Consider the following 14,681-nt stretch of genomic DNA (forward strand, 5'->3'; position numbering starts at 1 on the left):
CGGGATGAGAAGCCCGGACACCCCTTTATATATAAAGAGCGATGAAATGAAGTCACAAGCGTTTAGTTAAGCAGAACAGCGCATGGGGCTTTTCGTTTGTTATCAACCCGCTTCTGGGAGGGTGTCCAGCTTGTGTGCCAGCCAGAGCTGTCAACGAGGTTGAGGGCGGCGACGATGTTGTCGATATGCTCCATAATTTCCTGCTGCAGCTTAGGGGAGGAGAAGCTGGTTTCCAGTCTTCGGGACAACGACAGCAGCGCCGATTGCAGATGACACGCCGCTTCTCCGAATCGGGCGGCCGTGCAGGATGGCCAGGCTTGGCGGATTTGCTGAAACTGGGACGAGGCCTCCTCGTACTTGCCCTGATCATACAAGACTTCGGCAGCAATAACACACAATTTCTCGCTGTAGATGCCAGCGTCTCCGATGGGAAGCTGCCCCAGCATCTCGATATGGGAAACGGCCTCCGTAATGTAGCCTTCATTGTATAACAGGCAGATCAAAGCATAACCGGCATCGATCCCGTTCAAGGAGAGCAGCCATTCTGCCTCCGGAATCAGACCGACCGATACAGCGGTTTTCGCCAGCTCCAGCGGATCGGTCAGCGTCAGCGTCGATTGGGAATTACCTGCAAGCTTCCATCGGCACAGCAGCTGTAAATGGCGCAGATCTTGTTGCCATGCATTCCTGTTACTGCTGCCGGAAGGGACCTGGCAATTCTCCAATTGCTCCAACAGCCGCAGCGCTTCCGACGTTTGCTGCAGCCGAATGAGCGCCTTGGCATACATGATGCCGCCGCTTGGTCCGAGGGAGTCAAGGCATCCTCTGAAGCACTCCGCAGCCTCGCGATAAGCGCCGATATAAAACATCGCGCAGCCGATCATCTCCGGCGAAGCAGCGAGACCGGAGATTCTGCCGGAGAGATGCTTGTATATCTCCGGATCGCTTAACCCTTGCGTGAGAAGCAGGGCAGCCCATTGGTTCAGCGCATGCTGTGCATAGGCATTGCTGCTCTGAACCACATGCGCATACGCCGACTCTGAATTGGAGAAGGAGCGCAGACGCATGCTGAGCTTGCCGTATTGCAGCCAGATGAGTGCCGTATCCTGACCAGTGGACCGCTCGACGTCCGGCGAGCGCGAAGTGGCCGCACGGTAGCTCTCCAATGCTTCCTTCAGCAGCCCGCGCCGTTCATACCATTGTCCCCGCTCATAATCATTCCATATGAGATTCGCTGTTAAATCGATTTCATTAAGCATGATTTGTCGCATATTCGAAGCCTCCCACTGTAACAACACACGAAACGATGCATAAGTCGTGAACTTTTTTTGAAAAAACACACCAAACGTCGCAAAATGATTCTAAAGTCCTATAAACTACGGTTAATATTTACGTTATTTTCTCGGTTTTGGAGGCATAATGACATCCAGTACCGTTGCGTCCTTGCCCCATTCTTTTTGCCATTGCTTCAGCATAATCCGGATTTGCCAAGCTTGTCCCACCATATGAAAGGAATTTGTTCCTTTGTAGCTCTTCATGGCTCGTTCCTTCTTTCTCGCGAAATTTGATATAATACACCTTATGCAATAGCATGGACAAAGATGCCACGTATCAGACAAAGGAGGCCATGATATGAGCGATATCGGCAGCAAGAACGGGCACGTCCCGAACGCAAGGCTGGAGGAGACCACACTGTCAACGAACAACATCTTCAGCGGAAAGATCATCTCACTTCAGGTGGACACGGTTCGTCTTCCGAACGGAAATACAGCGACCCGTGAAGTGGTGAGACACCCGGGAGCTGTGGCGGTACTGGCCTTGAAGGATCAAAAAATGCTTGTTGTTGACCAATACAGACAGCCGCTGGGACGCTGCGAGGTGGAGATCCCGGCAGGAAAGCTGGAGCCTGGCGAAGACCCGCTGGAAGCGGCCAAGCGCGAGCTGGAGGAAGAGACGGGGTATACGTGCGGCTCGATTCGAAAGCTGCATTCTTTCTATACATCCCCCGGCTTTGCGGATGAAGTTATTCATCTCTATCTGGCCGAAGATTTAACGCGAGGCGACATGAATCCCGACGAAGACGAATTTCTGGAAATGGCCGAGATCACACTTGAGGAAGCCTACCAGCTGATTCAGGAGGAGCGCATCAGCGATGCGAAGACGATCCTCGCGGTATATGCCTGGAATATGTACAGCCTGACGGGAAAGATCTGATGATGAGCACGGACAATACAGCTTCTCACCAGCAAGAACTCACGCAATTTTTCTGTGATCTTCATATTCACATCGGCCGGGCAACCAACGGACAGGCGGTCAAGATCAGCGCCAGCAACAATCTGACCTTCGAGAACATTGCAGTCGAAAGCTCGGAGCGCAAAGGGATCCAGATGACCGGAATCATTGATTGTCATTCTCCCTCCGTTCAGGAGGATATTATGGCCTGCCTGGACAGCGGGATTATGAGGGAGCTGGCCGGAGGCGGCATCGCCTACCGGGATACGGTCATTGTGCTGGGCAGCGAGATCGAGGTTCGGGGGCCAGGCCGGGGAGCGGCGCATGTGCTGGCCTATTTTCCATCCCTCAACATGATGCAGGACTTTACAGGCTGGATGGCCCGTTATATGAAAAATATCCAGCTCAGCTCGCAGCGCATCTATGTCTCGCCGAGAGAGCTTCAGCAAGAGGTGACCGACCGGGGCGGGATACTTATTCCCGCCCATGTGTTTACGCCTCATAAAGGGCTCTACGGCAGCATGACCGATCGGCTGGCCGACGTGTTTGATCCGGGTGGCATATCCGGCATCGAGCTTGGATTGAGTGCGGATTCCGCGATGGCCGGATTGATCTCGGAGCTGGACTCGTATTCCTTTCTCAGCAATTCCGATGCCCACTCCCTAGGCAAGATTGGCCGGGAGTACAACCGGATCGCGATGAAGGAGCCGTCCTTTGCAGAGTTCAAGCGGGCGCTGGAGCGAAGAGACGGCCGCAGAGTAACCGCGAACTACGGATTGAACCCGAGGCTCGGTAAATATCACCGGACCTATTGCTCGGGGTGTGAGAGCATTATGGACGAGGCGGATGCGGCCTCACAGGAAGGGCGATGCCCTTATTGCGGCAGCACCAAGCTTGTGGGTGGCGTGCTCGACCGCATCCTGAGCTTCGCAGATCGCACCGAGCCGATCATTCCTGCGTTTCGTCCGCCCTATCATTACCAGATTCCGCTTGAGTTCATTCCCGGACTCGGGAAATCGGCGATGAAGAAGCTGCTGGACGCCTTTGGGACGGAGATGGCGATATTACACCGAGCTTCGGAGACAGAGCTGGCAGCCGTGGCTGGAGAGGCGCTGGCGGAGAGCATTATACAAGCCCGAAACGGGACGCTGCAGTTAGCATCCGGTGGCGGGGGGACATACGGGAAAGTGATGAAATGAAGCGGCGTTACAGCATCCGGGTGGTGTCGCTTCTTGGCGACAAGGGATGACGAGTGGGCTATACGAAGAACCACACGCTCGATTGATATAAGAAAGTCATAGAAAAGAGACCGTCTTCATAGAGTAGAGTAGACCCATGAAAGGAGACGCTACTCTATGCATTCATTCCGCAAAGCCTTCAAGGATCAGGCCCCGCTCTATGTTTTTGTTGCCGTCTTGTTTTTGGTAGGCGTGCTGTTCGGAGCGATGATGGTCAGTGCGCTGTCACTGGAGCAGCAGCAGGATATCGCGCGATACTTGAACCATTTTTTTGTTAATCTTCATGAAGGCGGCCCAGCGAGCGGACAATCCAGTTTCTGGGAGATTGCTTCCCTTCATCTGAAATGGATCGGGTTGATATGGATATTAGGCTTGTCAGTGATCGGGCTGCCGGGCATTCTTATATTGGACTTTTTGAAGGGTGTGCTGATCGGGTTTACCGTCGGATATTTGGTCGGCCAATATTCATGGAGCGGACTGCTGTTTGCCCTCGTGTCGGTCGCCCCGCAAAATATGCTGATGATCCCTATCGTCATGATGTGCAGCGTGACGGCCATCCATTTCTCCCTTTATATGATACGCAACCGGCTGCTGGTGCAGCGGGGCGGAAGCTTGGCTAAGCCGCTGATGTCCTATGCGATAACGACCGGGGTTATGGCTCTGGCGACGCTGGCAGCAGCCTCGTTTGAGATGTGGGTGACCCCTAGCATGATGAGGTGGGTGACGCCGATGCTGGTTCAGGCCACGAATCTTGCCTTCTAGCAAAACCGATTGACTTTGTTTGTAAAGTCCCCCTATAATGAAGGAAGTGACCATTTTACGTGGTGTGATTTCCAAGGGGGAGGGAAACGATGGAAGCGCGGATCGACAAAATTAAACAGCAGTTACAATCCCAAGGCTATAAACTAACGCCCCAAAGGGAAGCCACGGTAAGCGTATTGTTGGAGAATGAAGACGACCACCTTAGCGCCGAGGATGTGTTTATGCTCGTTAAAGAGAAGGCTCCTGAGATCGGTCTGGCTACCGTGTACCGTACCCTTGAGCTCCTGAGCGAGCTGCATGTTGTGGAGAAAATCAACTTTGGCGACGGCGTCGCCCGCTATGATCTCAGAACCGATACCTCGAAACATCATCATCATCATCTGATATGTACTCAATGCGGAAGCATGGACGAAATTCGTGAGGATTGGCTTGGACCATTAGAGGAGCGGCTGGAGCGCGAATTTAATTTTACCGTATACGACCATCGGCTTGATTTCCACGGGATATGCTACCGTTGCAAGGAAAAGGGCAAGAATGATACGGATAAATCCTAACTCATAATCGATCACCTGCAGTGATTCCTAACGATCACGGCGAGCCCTCATCCGGCGATCCTTCCGGGAGGGCTTTTTATATGAAGATAGGATTCTTGTACATATAGAAGGGATTAGGAGAGTAGATTCCATAAGAACGTATACGCTAGCGGACGGTGCGAAACAGTGCGAACGGTCATATTTGTGCAGGACGGGACATAGTTTGGGAATGATCAGGTATTTCACGAAGGTGAGGCGCTGCCAGTGATTATATCCATTCGCAAAATGATCTCCTTGATTCGCTTTGTTGCATGTTTTGCCGTGCTGACGGTGTTCTTCTATTATGTACTGGACTGGGTGGGCGATTGGGTCAATCCGTCCAATCCGTACCAGGTGCCAAGCGGACAGGCTGTGAAGGCATTTCAGCCCGAGAGCACGATGGACAGCCAATATTCACCGGCGATGCGGCTGAAGCTGTTCTATTGGTATGGGGAATAAGCGGCATACTAGCGGAACCGGAACAGGAAAAAGCGGGGATAACAGATGGAACCATATTTGGGAGCCTACATGTCTTATTTGGAAGATGAAAAAGGACTTTCGAAGAATACAATCGAATCCTATAAAACAGATATCGCCGGATTTATCGCGTTTGCTGCCGAGCGGGGCATCGTGCATCCGCAAGAGGTGAACCGGGCGCTGCCCAGCCTCTATATCGGAAGCCTCAAGCAGCAGGGACGCGCATCGTCTTCCTTGCTGCGGTGCATGGCGGCGCTTCGCTCCTTCTTCCGGTATTTGGTGCGTCAATCGGTCATTGTGCAAGACCCTACGCTGTTTATGGACACGCCCAAGCCGGAGCGCAAGCAGCCGCGGGCGCTGACGACGGCCCAGGTGGACAAGCTGCTCTCCATGCCTGATCCGGGGACGCCACACGGCGCAAGGGACAAGGCGATGCTGGAGCTGCTCTATGCATCGGGCATCAAGGTGTCCGAGCTGGTGTCCCTGAACGTCGGGGATGTCGATACAAGCATGCGGTTTATGCGCTGTGTCGGCAGCGGAGGCAAGGAGCGCATCGTTCCGATCAGCCCGGGGGCTGCGCATTCGGTCGAGGTTTACCTGGACGGCATGCGAGGCCGCATGCTGAAGCCGGACCGGGAGGCAGAGGCTTTATTTTTGAACAATCTGGGAACACGAATGACAAGGCAGGGCTTTTGGAAGATTATGAAAAAGCATGGCGAAGCTGCCGGAATCGAGGAGGAAATTAACCCGCATACGCTGCGCCACTCCTTTGCACTGCATCTGCTGGAGAACGGTGCAGATCTGAGGTCCGTTCAGGAGTTGCTGGGTCATTCTGACTTGTCGACGACCCAGATGTACCAGGCGCCCAAGAAGAGCATGAAAGAGGTCTACGATCGCTTTCATCCGAAATCGGGCGAATAGATATTGTGCCAATTGTGTTCGGACTCCGGCCGATTGGGGTAATCTATAATTATATAGAAGAAATTAATACATTTGTGAGGAGAACTATAATGACAACAATAAATCAAGAAACGATCAAAGCAGCTGCAGCATACATAGCGCAGCAAACGACGATCAAGCCGGAAATCGGACTCATTCTCGGATCAGGTCTTGGCGTGCTTGCTGATTTAATGGAGGATACGGTATCGATCGCTTATACGGACATTCCTCATTTCCCGGTATCCACCGTGGAAGGGCATGAAGGCGAGCTGCTGCTGGGCAATATCCAGGGACGCCCTGTCGTCATGATGAAGGGCCGCTTCCATATGTATGAAGGCTATGGTCCGGAAGTAACCGCATTTCCTGTCCGCGTCATGAAGGAGCTCGGGGTCAAGAGCCTGCTGGTTACCAATGCGGCGGGAGGCGTGAACCTGTCCTATCAGCCGGGAGATCTGATGCTGATTTCGGATCATCTGAATCTGACCGGGCGCAATCCGCTGGTCGGGCCGAATGATTCGGCGCTTGGCGTTCGCTTCCCGGACATGTCTGAAGCCTACAGCCGCAGATTGCGCCAGGTAGCCAAGGAGGTGGCTGTCAGTCAGGGCATCGTTCTTCGCGAAGGCGTGTATGCCGGTCTGCTCGGTCCGACGTATGAGACGCCGGCTGAAATTGTGATGCTGCGCACGCTCGGAGCCGATGCGGTCGGCATGTCCACGGTATCCGAAGTGATTGTTGCAAGGCATGCAGGCATTGAAGTGCTTGGCATTTCCTGCATCAGCAACATGGCGGCAGGCATTTTGGATCAGCCGCTGTCTCATGAAGAAGTGATGGAGACCGCAGAGAAGGTGAGAGAGAAATTTTTGGGACTGGTCATGGGCATCATCCCGAACATGTAACAACGCATCAGGTTTGCAGGTTGATGAGATTTTGACGCCTGTGCGGCCTTTCAGTGATAGACCAATCGGAGCAACTTCCGGTTGGTCTATTTTTAGTTGTGCCCGATTGGAATAATTTGCTTACATCCTGACGACAATGAATAGAGACCCGTATGTGAACGGGATGATCTATATTTCAGGAGGGGACGGATTGTGAAAAAAGCGTTGTTTACCGGGATACTGGCCGCGATTGTCGGCTTGGTTGGCGGGACATCCCCTGGTTATGCCGCGGATGACAAGAGCGCAAATGCCGGAAGCACACAGGAGCTTGCACCGAGCGCGCGTTCTGCCATATTGCTCGACGCGGATACCGGAACCATCATTTATGAGAAAAACAGCCATGATAAGCTGCCTCCCGCAAGTATTACCAAAATTATGACGATGCTGCTGACGATGGAGGCGATTGAGGACGGACGGCTGAAATGGACAGACAAGGTCCGGACCAGCGAATATGCAGCGTCGATGGGCGGATCACAGATTTTCCTCGAGCCCGGGGAAGAGATGACCGTGGAAGAGATGCTCAAAGGAATTGCGATGGCTTCCGGCAATGATGCCTCTGTGGCCATGGCTGAGAAGATCGCCGGCTCTGAAGAAGCATTCGTGCAGATGATGAATGACAAGGCCGCCGAGCTCGGCATGAAAAACACCCATTTCGTGAATTGCAACGGTCTCCCGGCGGCGGATCACTACACAACCGCGCATGACATTGCTCTCATGAGCCGTGAGCTGCTCAAGTATGAGGAAATCACGAAATATACGGGAGCCTATCAAGATTATTTAAGACAGGATACGCCGAAGCCATTCTGGCTCGTCAATACGAACAAGCTCGTGCGGTTCTATTCGGGCGCTGACGGCTTAAAGACCGGGTATACGTCGGAGGCGAAGTTCTGTCTGTCGGCTACGGCCAAGCGGGACGGGCTGCGTGCAGTCGCGGTCGTGATGGGCGCCCCGGACACGAAGACGAGGAACAGCGATATTTCCCGGATGTTTGATTACGCTTTTTCGCAGTACAGCATGCACTCGATCTTCAAGACGGGGGAAGTGCTGGGCACCGTCAAGATTCAGAAGGGGAAAGTGCCTGAGCTTGCGCTCCAGGCCGAGAAGGATTATAGCGTCCTTGTGAAAAAAGGAGGCAAAACGACCGAGCTTCGGCACGAAATTCATTTCGTGGAGGATCTGAAAGCGCCGGTGGACAAGGGGCAGATCATTGGCAAGCTGTCGGTTTATCAAGGCGAGCAGCTGGTCAAGGAGTTTGAACTGGCCTCCCCGGTGTCTGTGAAGAAGGCCGGCTTCTGGAATCTGTTCAAGCGTACGACAAGCAAGTTGTTTGATGTAGATTGATAGCAGTTTTCTTCTAGTTTTGTCGCGGGGCAGGAATGTCTTTTCACCATGTAGAAATTGTTGTTCAAGTCAGGGAGGAGAGTGAGCAAACATGAATCTGCATGTGGATATGGAGCATCACAGACATGTCCTGATCGTCCGTTTGTCCGGTGAACTGGATCATCATACGGCCGATCATGTCCGAATCATGCTGGATGATGCCATCACAAAACGTCAGACGGAGCATCTGGTGATGAGTCTGAAGAATCTGGAGTTTATGGACAGCTCCGGCCTGGGCGTCATCCTGGGTCGGTATAAATCGATCAAGCATAAGGGCGGCAAGATGGCGCTCTGTGACGTCAAACCGCAGGTATACCGCCTGCTGGAGATGTCGGGGCTGTTCAAAATTATGCCGATCTACGAAAACGAGGGGACCGCACTCTCGGGTCTGGAGGTGGTGTCATGAGTGAGGCTCAAGCACAGCACAATTTCATGACGCTGGAATTTGCTGCAAGGTCGGAGAACGAATCTTTCGCCCGCGTCGCTGTGGCTGCCTTTGTATCCCAGCTGGACCCGACGATGGACGAGCTTAGCGACCTAAAAACCGTAGTATCCGAAGCGGTGACCAACTGTATCATCCATGGCTATGACAGCAACCCCGAAGGCGTTGTCCGAATCGAGGCAGGGATTGACGGGGATATGATCACGCTGCTGATCGAGGACAAGGGAGCGGGCATTGAGGATCTGGAGATGGCGAAGCAGCCGCTCTATACCTCCAAACCTGAGCTTGAGCGCTCCGGTATGGGCTTTACCATCATGGAGAACTTCATGGACGAATTTGAAGTGGTCAGCGAGCCCGGCAAGGGGACGTCGATCAGAATGAAGAAGAGGATCGAATCCAAGAAAGCTTTATATAATTAGGGGTTGGACAAATGGATGCCGATGTGAAGAAGACTTCGCAGACCTTTTTGGACGACGCGGAGGTTAAACGACTCATTGCACTTAGCCAGAGCGGGGACACGCTTGCACGGGACACGCTCGTCAATTGTAATATTCGTCTCGTCTGGTCGGTTGTACAAAGGTTCATGAACCGGGGCTATGACCCGGATGACCTGTTTCAAATCGGCTGTATCGGTCTCCTGAAGTCTGTTGACAAGTTCGATCTCAGTTATGATGTCAAGTTTTCCACGTATGCCGTTCCGATGATCATCGGTGAAATTCAGCGGTTCCTGCGTGATGACGGCACACTGAAGGTCAGCCGCTCGCTGAAGGAAATGGCCAATAAGGTAAGGAAGAAGCGCGATGAGCTGTCCAAGCAGCTGGATCGTCTGCCTACGGTTAAGGAAGTGGCGGAGGAGCTTGGGGTATCACCGGAGGATGTGGTGTTTGCCCAGGAGGCCAACAAGCCGCCGACTTCAATTCATGAGACGGTATTTGAGAATGACGGAGATCCGATCACGCTGATGGACCAGATCGCGGATGATTCACAGGAACGGTGGTTTGACAAGCTGGCCTTGAATGAAGCGATCGGCGGTTTGTCCGAGCGAGAGCGGCTTATCGTATATTTGAGATATTTCCGGGATCAAACCCAGTCCGAGGTAGCCAGTCGCCTTGGCATATCCCAGGTGCAGGTATCCAGGCTGGAGAAAAAAATACTGCAGAGCATACGCAACGAAATTGCACAATAGTTAGTTGCGGCTAACAGTTCGTTTATGCTTGCAAGCACAGGCGTCTTCCGGTGGAAGGCGTCTTTTTGCTGCGCTTTGATCGCCTTTAAGTAAGGGGGGGCAGTTTTCTCAAGGGAGTCAAAAAAGTTGGGGGGAATCGAGTAGAAACGAGCGGGATTTACCATACTAACAGTAATTTAGCAGTAAAGGAGTGTATCGGATGAAGGTGAGTCCCACTCCAATGGTGTTTCTGCAGCTGAAAAGCCGGGTTCGTTTACCCAGAGAGAGCGTGGTCAAGCTCCGTGACGTTGCCTTTATCGTCTGCGAACCTGCTGCGTGGGAGCAGAAGCTGCTGGATATGCCTCTTGCCAAGCCCAGGGACAAAGACGGCAATCGCCTCGTCATTGATTTAATCCAGATTATTCCGAAAATCCAACAATTCGTGCCCGGCGCTCATATTGAGCCGATGGGGAATCATCATACGCTTGTCGAGCTGGTCGGTCCGCCGAATCGGTCCTCCCGCTACTGGTTTCCGCTCGTCTGGCTTTTGCTGTTTTTTGGCTCGATGCTGACGATTATGAATTTTCATGCCGATGTGAATATGCTGGAGGTTCAGATCCGGATTGTGGAGATCTTGACCGGCAAGCGGGACGAGCAGCCGTATTTGTTTCAGATTGCCTATTCGCTTGGCCTCGGATTTGGCATGACGGTGTTTTTTAACCATCTGTTCAAGAAGAAGTGGAATGAAGAGCCGACCCCGCTGGAGGTCGAAATGTACCTGTATCAGGAAAATCTCGACCAATTCGTCGTGGCGGAGGAGTATCGCAAGATGAGCAGCAAGAATGAGCCGGCAGGCAGGAAGCCATGATAGCCAGCATCGCGCAGGGCATCTTCATCTGTATTCTGGGCGCTGCCGGCGGGATTGCGGTGGGAGGCGGAGTGATTGCCCTGATTATCGTGCTGGACATTATTCCGAGGCTGTCACAGCTTACCTCGACCTATCACCGCGTGCACTGGTATGAAGGCGCGTTAATCAGCGGAACGTTTATCGGGACGATGGCGGACTTCTGGAAGTGGTCGGTTCCGCTCGGGCCGCTTGTCAGCACGTTGATTGGGCTATTGTGTGGCACATTTATCGGCATGCTGGCTGCCGCGCTGACCGAGGTGCTGAACGTGCTGCCGATTCTGGCCAAACGGCTGCGGCTGACCGGGTATTTGTTCGGATTGCTGATGGCGATGGTGGCCGGCAAGGTGGCTGGCTCGCTGTTTGACTGGTTTGTTTTCAACAAATGATGACTAATGAAGACTGGGGGAGATTGGCGTATGGCGGATGAGACGCAGACAACGGTCGGGAATAATGAAGCCAAGGAGCGCGAGGAGGCGCTGTTTCGCAAGCGGAATGCCGAGCGGTCAGACAGCACGGAGGAATCGGTGCTCTACTGGCAGGAGAGAGACGAGATTCCGGATCATTTCGATCAGCTGAAAGATACGCTGAAGGAAGTGATGGGGCTGGACGTTTCCTACGACATCATTTTTCGGGAAATGACATTTGCCGGAAGGCGGGTCGGCCTGTTGTTCCTGAACGGATTGACCGATGGGGCCAGCGTAACCGAAATATTGAAAAGGCTAAGCTACCTGAAGCCGGACGACATCGAATCCGATGCGGTCGACGTTATGGTCAATCATTATATTCCGCATTTTCAGGTGGAGGAAAGCGACAAGCTGAGCAAGGCCATCGACAAGGTGCTGACCGGGGAAAGCGCGCTGTTCGTTGAGGGAGAAGGCAAGGTTATCCTCATCGACACCCGGGTCTATCCCGTCAGAGGGATGGAGGAGCCAGCGGTTGAGAAGGTGGTCCGTGGCGCGCGAGACGGTTTCACGGAAACGCTCGTTACGAACGTCAATCTGGTGCGTCGGCGTGTGCGTGATCCGGGACTGCATTGCGAAATCATGAAGGTGGGTCGCCGGACACAGTCTGATGTTTGCATTTTGTATGTGGATGACATCGCCGATCGTTCACAGGTTGAAGCCATCCGGGATAAAATCAAGGAGATTGACATCGAGGGGCTTCCGATCGGAGACAAGCAGCTCGAAGAGGCGATTGTGAACAAAGGCTGGCATCCGTATCCGCTCGTCCGGTATTCCGAGCGTCCGGATGTGGTTGCCTCCCATCTGCTGGAAGGGCGAATCGTGGTGATGGTGGATACCTCGCCGAGCGTCATGATTATGCCGACGACCTTTTTTGATCTGTGCCAGCATGCGGAAGAGAACCGGCAGACGCCTTTCATGGGAACCTATTTGCGCTGGGTGCGGTTCGGCGGTATCTTCGTTTCGATGTTTCTGCTCCCGCTCTGGATGCTCCTTGTCGTCCATCCTGAGCTCAAGCCGCCGTTACTAACGATTCTGGGCCCCCAGGAGAACGCCAAAATTCCGCTGATCGGCCAGTTTCTCATGGTGGAATTTGGTGTTGACCTGCTGCGGCTGGCTGCCGTTCACACCCCGACGCCGCTGGCTTCCGCCATGGGCTTGATCGCAGCCATTCTGATCGGGGAAATGGCGGTCGAAACCGGATTTTTCGTGAACGAGGTTGTGCTGTACATGGCGATTGCTGCCATCGGCATGTTCGCTACGCCGAGCTATGAATTGGGACTTGCCAATCGCATCGTCCGCTTGTTTCTGTTGATTGTCACCGCGATGTTCAGCGTCAAAGGATTGGTGATTGGCACGACACTGCTCATCCTGGCTCTGACGACACATCGCTCTTACAATTCGTCGTATCTGTGGCCGTTTATACCATTTAGTGCAAAGGCGATGGGGGAGGTTTTGGTGCGCAAACCGCTGCTGTTATCTACCAGACGCCCGGCGCTGAACAAAACAAGAGACCATACCAAAATGGGGTCCGAAATGAACCCGAGAGATGGACATTGATAATTAACACAAATGTTCTGTTGAAAAATCCATTTTGAAAATGATAATGCGTCTGCTATACTGTGAACAATTACTCGATTCAAATGATGCATACCTAGATCGGAGGAATTGTGACCATGTTTTTACACGGTACTAGCAAAATTAACGAACAAGGCCATTTGGAGATCGGCGGCTGTGATACCACCGAATTGAAGGCCCAATACGGCACCCCACTTTATATTGTAGACGAGCAGTCGGTGCGCAACCGCTGCCGGGAATATATTGAAGCTTTCAAGGCTTCCGGTTTGAAATTCCAGGTCGCTTATGCCAGCAAAGCTTTCTGTGTGATGGCGATGTGCCGTCTTGCTGAAGAGGAAGGCATGTCCCTTGACGTTGTATCCGATGGCGAGCTGTACACGGCGCTGCAGGCTGGGTTCCCAGCGGAGCGGATTCATTTCCACGGCAACAACAAAACGATCGAAGAAATCGAGATGGCGCTTGATGCGAAGATTGGCTGCTTTGTGGTTGACAATGCAGTAGAGCTTCACATGCTGCAAGCCATTGCGGCTGACAAAGGCGTGAACGTGAACATTTTGCTGCGCGTGACACCAGGCGTTGAAGCGCATACGCATGAATATATTTCCACAGGTCAGACCGACTCCAAATTCGGTTTTGACATTGGCAACGGTTCGGCCTTCGAAGCGGTGAAGCTGGCTTCGGAACAGCCTAACATCCAGCTGATGGGTATTCACTCGCATATCGGATCGCAGATCTTCGAGGTGGAAGGCTTCCAGATGGCGGTTCAGCGCGTGGCTGATTTTGCTTCCAAAGTGAAGAGCGAGCTTGGCGTAGTGTTCACGGTAGTCAATCTGGGCGGCGGATTCGGCATCCGCTACACAGAGGGAGACACGCCGCTGCAGGTTTCCCAATATGTCAAAGCGATTACGGATGCTGTGAAGCAGCATTTCGCCGGCATCGGTTCCGAGCTTCCTGAAATTTGGGTTGAACCGGGCCGCAGCATCGTGGGCGATGCGGGCACCACGCTGTACACGGTAGGTACAAGCAAGGATATTCCTGGCGTTCGCAAATACGTGGCTGTAGACGGTGGAATGACAGACAACCCGCGTCCGGCGCTGTATGAGTCGAAGTACGAGGCGATTCTGGCCAACCGTGCAAACGAGAAGGTCGAAGAGACGGTATCCATTGCCGGTAAATGCTGTGAGAGCGGCGATATGCTGATCTGGGATCTGGATCTGCCGAAAGTGAACACAGGCGATCTGCTCGCGGTATCCTGCACAGGAGCGTACAACTACTCCATGGCCAGCAACTACAACCGGATCCGCAAACCGGCGGTTGTGTTTGTAAAGGATGGCCAAAGCGAGCTGGTCGTTCGTCGTGAGTCGCTTGACGATATTGTCAGCCATGATGTCGTTCCTGCGCGCTTGCACAAAGAAGCGGTATCCAGCTAATATAATCTTAGGATGACGGAACAGGACCTGGAGAGGCGCATGCCCCGCCGGGTCTTGTTTGCTTTCGATGGATGCATCCTCCTTCACACGGCGAAAGAGAGTCGGCGGTGGGGATTCGATCCTTGCTGCCTGCGATTCTCGATGCACTTTGCTTAAAAATGGT

General features: G+C 53.1%; 17 protein-coding genes. 15 read left to right on the forward strand and 2 right to left on the reverse strand.

The window, feature by feature from the left end:
- Nucleotides 1-62 precede the first annotated feature (62 nt).
- The gene (locus tag CHH67_RS02730) at nt 63-1,271 is read right to left on the reverse strand and encodes a tetratricopeptide repeat protein (RefSeq protein WP_095263447.1); all 1,209 of its coding nucleotides are present in this window, start codon (nt 1,269-1,271) and stop codon (nt 63-65) included.
- Nucleotides 1,272-1,394: 123 nt separating this feature from the next.
- The gene (gene mciZ / locus CHH67_RS02735) at nt 1,395-1,538 is read right to left on the reverse strand and encodes a Z-ring formation inhibitor MciZ (protein ID WP_095263448.1); all 144 of its coding nucleotides are present in this window, start codon (nt 1,536-1,538) and stop codon (nt 1,395-1,397) included.
- Between the two features lie 94 nt (nt 1,539-1,632).
- On the opposite strand from mciZ, the gene CHH67_RS02740 reads away from it, so the two are divergent.
- The 15 genes from CHH67_RS02740 to lysA all read left to right on the forward strand — a co-directional run bounded on the left by CHH67_RS02740 (nt 1,633) and on the right by lysA (nt 14,518).
- Complete coding sequence (locus CHH67_RS02740) at nt 1,633-2,214, forward strand: NUDIX hydrolase (RefSeq protein WP_095263449.1); 582 nt, start codon at nt 1,633-1,635, stop codon at nt 2,212-2,214.
- A 2-nt stretch (nt 2,215-2,216) separates the two neighbouring features.
- Nucleotides 2,217-3,431, forward strand: a complete 1,215-nt coding sequence (locus tag CHH67_RS02745) for an endonuclease Q family protein (RefSeq protein WP_095263450.1) — start codon at nt 2,217-2,219, stop codon at nt 3,429-3,431.
- 156 nt (nt 3,432-3,587) lie between these two features.
- Nucleotides 3,588-4,232, forward strand: a complete 645-nt coding sequence (gene spoIIM / locus CHH67_RS02750) for a stage II sporulation protein M (RefSeq protein ID WP_095263451.1) — start codon at nt 3,588-3,590, stop codon at nt 4,230-4,232.
- A gap of 89 nt (nt 4,233-4,321) precedes the next feature.
- Nucleotides 4,322-4,786 carry a ferric iron uptake transcriptional regulator gene (gene fur / locus CHH67_RS02755; RefSeq protein WP_095263452.1) on the forward strand — a complete coding sequence of 155 codons (465 nt, stop codon included), beginning with the start codon at nt 4,322-4,324 and terminating at the stop codon, nt 4,784-4,786.
- A gap of 243 nt (nt 4,787-5,029) precedes the next feature.
- Nucleotides 5,030-5,263, forward strand: a complete 234-nt coding sequence (locus CHH67_RS02760) for a YqzK family protein (RefSeq protein WP_095263453.1) — start codon at nt 5,030-5,032, stop codon at nt 5,261-5,263.
- Between the two features lie 45 nt (nt 5,264-5,308).
- Complete coding sequence (gene xerD, locus CHH67_RS02765; protein WP_095263454.1) at nt 5,309-6,202, forward strand: site-specific tyrosine recombinase XerD; 894 nt, start codon at nt 5,309-5,311, stop codon at nt 6,200-6,202.
- Nucleotides 6,203-6,291: 89 nt separating this feature from the next.
- The gene (locus CHH67_RS02770; protein WP_095263455.1) at nt 6,292-7,116 is read left to right on the forward strand and encodes a purine-nucleoside phosphorylase; all 825 of its coding nucleotides are present in this window, start codon (nt 6,292-6,294) and stop codon (nt 7,114-7,116) included.
- 192 nt (nt 7,117-7,308) lie between these two features.
- Nucleotides 7,309-8,496, forward strand: coding sequence for a D-alanyl-D-alanine carboxypeptidase family protein (locus tag CHH67_RS02775; protein ID WP_095263456.1), 1,188 nt, complete (start codon nt 7,309-7,311; stop codon nt 8,494-8,496).
- A gap of 91 nt (nt 8,497-8,587) precedes the next feature.
- Nucleotides 8,588-8,941, forward strand: a complete 354-nt coding sequence (spoIIAA, locus tag CHH67_RS02780; RefSeq protein WP_095263457.1) for an anti-sigma F factor antagonist — start codon at nt 8,588-8,590, stop codon at nt 8,939-8,941.
- The gene (gene spoIIAB / locus CHH67_RS02785; RefSeq protein ID WP_095263458.1) at nt 8,938-9,396 is read left to right on the forward strand and encodes an anti-sigma F factor; all 459 of its coding nucleotides are present in this window, start codon (nt 8,938-8,940) and stop codon (nt 9,394-9,396) included. Before spoIIAA ends, spoIIAB begins: the two co-directional genes overlap by 4 nt.
- 11 nt (nt 9,397-9,407) lie before the next feature.
- Nucleotides 9,408-10,163, forward strand: coding sequence for an RNA polymerase sporulation sigma factor SigF (gene sigF / locus CHH67_RS02790; protein WP_095263459.1), 756 nt, complete (start codon nt 9,408-9,410; stop codon nt 10,161-10,163).
- 199 nt (nt 10,164-10,362) lie between these two features.
- Nucleotides 10,363-11,010, forward strand: coding sequence for a stage V sporulation protein AA (locus CHH67_RS02795; protein WP_095263460.1), 648 nt, complete (start codon nt 10,363-10,365; stop codon nt 11,008-11,010).
- Nucleotides 11,007-11,435 carry a stage V sporulation protein AB gene (locus CHH67_RS02800; protein ID WP_095263461.1) on the forward strand — a complete coding sequence of 143 codons (429 nt, stop codon included), beginning with the start codon at nt 11,007-11,009 and terminating at the stop codon, nt 11,433-11,435. Before CHH67_RS02795 ends, CHH67_RS02800 begins: the two co-directional genes overlap by 4 nt.
- Before the next feature lie 30 nt (nt 11,436-11,465).
- The gene (locus CHH67_RS02805; RefSeq protein ID WP_244908066.1) at nt 11,466-13,070 is read left to right on the forward strand and encodes a spore germination protein; all 1,605 of its coding nucleotides are present in this window, start codon (nt 11,466-11,468) and stop codon (nt 13,068-13,070) included.
- Between the two features lie 116 nt (nt 13,071-13,186).
- The gene (gene lysA / locus CHH67_RS02810) at nt 13,187-14,518 is read left to right on the forward strand and encodes a diaminopimelate decarboxylase (RefSeq protein ID WP_095263463.1); all 1,332 of its coding nucleotides are present in this window, start codon (nt 13,187-13,189) and stop codon (nt 14,516-14,518) included.
- Nucleotides 14,519-14,681: the final 163 nt, after the last annotated feature.

The sequence above is a fragment of the Paenibacillus campinasensis genome (assembly GCF_002272015.1).
GTDB classification, from domain to species: Bacteria; Bacillota; Bacilli; order Paenibacillales; family Paenibacillaceae; genus Paenibacillus_AQ; species Paenibacillus_AQ campinasensis.